The 1,191-nt window shown below is 63.1% G+C and carries 1 protein-coding gene; it reads right to left on the bottom strand.

What is annotated here, in order from left to right; genetic code table 11:
* On the bottom strand, positions 1 to 1,125 hold a 1,125-nt coding region (locus ACGFIZ_RS34270; RefSeq protein WP_393427464.1), incomplete at its 3' end, for a hypothetical protein.
* Between the last annotated feature and the right edge of the window lie 66 nt (positions 1,126 to 1,191).

The following is a 1,191-nucleotide window of genomic DNA, read 5'->3' as shown; positions in this document are numbered from 1 at the left end:
CGCCATCGTCAATTTCCTGGTGAGGCTCTCCGGGCTCTCCATGACCTCGGGCTGGTTCGCGTCCGACACCACGAAGATGTAGTTGCTGTCCATCCGCTTGAGCGGCGGGAGCTCGGGAAGCGAGTTCTGCAGCCCGATCCGGTTGTAATCCTCCCGGCGATAGGAGAGCTGTTCGTAGAGCTCTTGCTGGTGCTGGTCGAACGTTTTCGAGGTCTTGCCCTTTTCGAGCTTCGGGACCCGCTCGTCGTAGGACCCCTGGGAACGGACGACGTACTCGCCCGCCCTCGCGATCTCGTTCTTGCCGACGAACTCCCACGCGACGACACGCAGGCCCTCGATCTCGCGCCGATCGACCTTCTCGAAGAGGATCTTCGCCTCGGTGTTGTGTAGGACGCTCGGTATCATCACCCCCCGGTACACGTGGGCGTCGACCAGACCGTCCGTGACCGCCACGAGCTGATGGGAGAACTGTTCCCACATGCGGTTGAATCCGGGCGGATAATTGAAGAAGCTGCCGGTCCCGAGCATGATGTTGTCGAAGATCTGCCCACCCGGAGTCGCCTCGAGCATCCGGTTGCCGCTCTGCTCGGTGATCCGTTCGGCGACGGCGGGACCAATCTTGCCCCAGAGGGCGAGCCTCGACCGGAACTGCTGTACGGCTTCTGGGAACTGGACGTCGAAGTCGCTGTCACGCTGGTGCCTGTACCACCACTTGGCCGGGACGGAGAAAGCGTGGTTGTCCGCCATCAACCGCGCGAACGGGGCGACCCTGTCAGAGCCGAACCGGTTCATCACCGCAGCGTCGATCTCGTCGTTGCTCCTGCCCTCAGCTTTCAGTCCAAGCTCGAACGTCAACTGCTCCTTGAAGCCCTCGTAGGCATCTCTCAGTTCGCGGTTGTTCCACAGCTTGTCATAGCGGGACATGCGAAACTCGATCTTGCCCCAGTCTTCCTCGGCCCTCCGGAAGTCGATCGTCGAGCCCTGCGGGGGAAGGTCGTCGTACGAGGAACTCTCCGACGAGGAGACCCGACCGAGGGAATGCCCCGATCCGGCGTCGTCCTCGGCAACGAGGGTGTCGTGGGGGCCGGAGGTGGCATCTCCAGAGTCGGCCGGGCCCCATTCCATCGCCGCCGGCCGACCAGGCAACGAACGGGACGACACGTCCAAAGACTCGGACTCGGACTCGGACTC

This window comes from Micromonospora sp. NPDC048830, from assembly GCF_043198215.1.
In the GTDB taxonomy this organism is placed as follows: Bacteria; Actinomycetota; Actinomycetes; order Mycobacteriales; family Micromonosporaceae; genus Micromonospora.
Note: the sequence above shows the minus strand (reverse complement) of the source record. Positions and strands in the feature narration are given on the sequence as shown.